Source organism: Streptomyces fuscichromogenes (genome assembly GCF_014645815.1).
Lineage (GTDB): Bacteria > Actinomycetota > Actinomycetes > Streptomycetales > Streptomycetaceae > Streptomyces > Streptomyces fuscichromogenes.
Window position 1 is genome coordinate 1 of the sequence record NZ_BMML01000090.1, and the last position, 2,669, is coordinate 2,669.

2 protein-coding genes are annotated in these 2,669 nt (G+C 70.7%); both read right to left on the bottom strand.

The annotated features are described in order from the left end of the window. Nucleotides 1-1,698: 2-oxoacid:acceptor oxidoreductase subunit alpha (locus IEZ11_RS50235; RefSeq protein WP_189269830.1), on the bottom strand; the 1,698-nt coding region annotated here is incomplete at its 3' end. Between the two features lie 17 nt (nucleotides 1,699-1,715). Beyond that, nucleotides 1,716-2,669 (bottom strand): biotin/lipoyl-containing protein (locus IEZ11_RS50240; protein ID WP_189269831.1); only part of this gene is annotated, 954 nt, incomplete at its 5' end.

The window sequence follows — 2,669 nt, forward strand, 5'->3', positions numbered from 1 at the left end:
GTGGCGCAGGTGGGCCTGGGCGATCGCCTCGCCGGCCGCCCGCAGCCGCCGGACCGCCGCGGTGATCGGCCCGTACGTCGACCCCCAGCCCAGCACCAGCGTCCGCGCCCCGTCCGGGTCGTCGACCTCGATGTCCGGCACGCCGATCCCGTCGATCTTCGCCTGCCGGGTACGGACCATGAACTCGTGGTTGGCCGGATCGTAGGAGATGTTCCCCGTCCCGTCCTGCTTCTCGATCCCCCCGATCCGGTGCTCCAGACCGGGCGTGCCCGGCACCGCCCACGGCCGCGCCAGAGTCCGCGGATCACGTTTGTAGGGCCAGAACACCTCGCTGCCGTCGTCCAGAACGTGGTTCGGACCGGAAGCGAACTCCACACGCAGATCCGGCAGCTCATCGATTTCCGGGATCCGCCACGGCTCACTCCCGTTGGCCAGGTAGCCGTCGGAGAGCAGCATCACCGGCGTCCGGTAGGTCAGGGCGATCCGGGCCGCCTCCAGCGCCGCGTCGAAACAGTCCGCCGGCGTCCGCGGCGCGATCACCGGCACCGGCGCCTCACCGTTGCGCCCGAACATCGCCTGCAGCAGATCCGCCTGCTCCGTCTTGGTCGGCAGCCCCGTCGACGGACCGCCCCGCTGGATGTCGATCACCAGCAACGGCAGCTCCAGCGACACCGCCAGCCCCACCGTCTCCGCCTTCAGCGCCACCCCCGGCCCCGACGTCGTCGTCACACCCAGCGAACCCCCGAACGCCGCCCCCAGCGCCGCACCGATCCCCGCGATCTCGTCCTCCGCCTGGAACGTCCGCACCCCGAAGTTCTTGTGCCTGGACAGCTCGTGCAGGATGTCCGAGGCCGGCGTGATCGGATACGAACCCAGGAACAACGGCAGACCCGCCTGCCGCGACGCCGCCACCAGACCATAGGCCAACGCCAGGTTGCCGGAGATGTTGCGGTACGTACCCGGCGGGAACGCCGTCGCCGCCGGAGCGATCTCGTAGGAGACCGCGAAATCCTCCGTCGTCTCCCCGAAGTTCCAGCCCGCCCGGAACGCCACCAGATTCGCCTTCATCACCTCCGGCTTCCGGGCGAACTTCTCCCGCAGGAACCGCTCCGTACCCTCCGTCGGCCGGTGATACATCCACGACAGCAGACCGAGCGCGAACATGTTCTTGCTCCGCTCCGCCTCCTTGCGCGACACGTCGAAGCCGGCGAGTGCTTCCGCGGTCAGTGTGGTCAGCGGCACGGGGTGCACATGGAAGGCGTCCAGCGACCCGTCCTCCAGCGGGGAGCTGTCGTAGCCGACCTTCTGCACCGCCCGTCTGGTGAACTCGTCCGTGTTGACGATGATCTCCGCACCGCGCGGCAGATCCGCGATGTTGGCCTTGAGCGCGGCCGGGTTCATCGCCACCAGGACGTCCGGCGCGTCCCCGGGGGTGAGGATGTCGTGGTCCGCGAAGTGCAGCTGAAACGAGGAAACCCCCGGCAGTGTGCCTGCGGGGGCCCGGATCTCGGCCGGAAAATTCGGCAGCGTCGACAGATCATTACCGAAGGACGCCGTCTCCGACGTGAACCGGTCGCCCGTCAGCTGCATACCGTCACCCGAGTCCCCCGCGAACCGGATGACCACCTGATCCAGGCGCCGGACGGCCTTCGCGGGCCGCCGCTCGGGCGCGGCCGGCGCGGTGGGTTGGACAAGCATCGCGTTTCAGCTCCTGTTCAGTCCTTGATTTCGCAGATCACGGCGCCGGAGGTGAGGGACGCGCCGACCTCGGCGGCGAGGCCCCTGACGGTGCCGGCCTTGTGGGCGTTGAGGGGCTGTTCCATCTTCATGGCCTCCAGGACGACGACCAGGTCGCCGGCCGCCACGGTGCGGCCCTCCTCGACCGCGACCCTGACGACGGTGCCCTGCATGGGCGAGGCGAGGGTGTCGCCGGAGGCGGCCGGGCCCGCTGTGCGCGTCGCGCGGCGCTGCGGCCTGGTCCCGGCGGTGGATGCGCTGCCCGCGGCCAGGGCGGCGGGGAGGCGGACCTCGACACGCTTGCCGCCGACCTCGACGACGATCGTCTCGCGGTCCTTGTCCTCCTCGGCCTCGGCGTCGGCCGGGGCGGCGAAGGGCTTGATCTCGTTGACGAACCCGGTCTCGATCCAGCGGGTGTGGACCGTGAAGGGGTCCTCGGAGCCGGTCAGCTCGGGAGCGAACGCCGGGTCGCGGACCACGACGCGGTGGAAGGGGATCGCGGTGGCCATGCCCTCGACCTGGAACTCGTCCAGCGCACGGGCGGCCCGCTGGAGCGCTTCGGCGCGGGTGCGGCCGGTGACGACCAGCTTGGCCAGCAGGGAGTCCCAGGCGGGGCCGATCACGCTGCCGGCCTCCACGCCCGCGTCCAGGCGGACACCGGGACCCGAGGGCGCGTCGAAGCGGGTGACGGTGCCCGGAGCGGGCAGGAAGCCCCGGCCCGGGTCCTCCCCGTTGATGCGGAACTCGAAGGAATGACCGCGCAGCTCCGGGTCGCCGTAACCGAGTGGTTCGCCGTCGGCGATCCGGAACATCTCGCGGACCAGGTCGATCCCGGCGACCTCCTCGGTCACCGGGTGCTCGACCTGGAGACGGGTGTTGACCTCCAGGAAGGAGATCGTGCCGTCCTGCCCGACCAGGAACTCGCAGGTGCC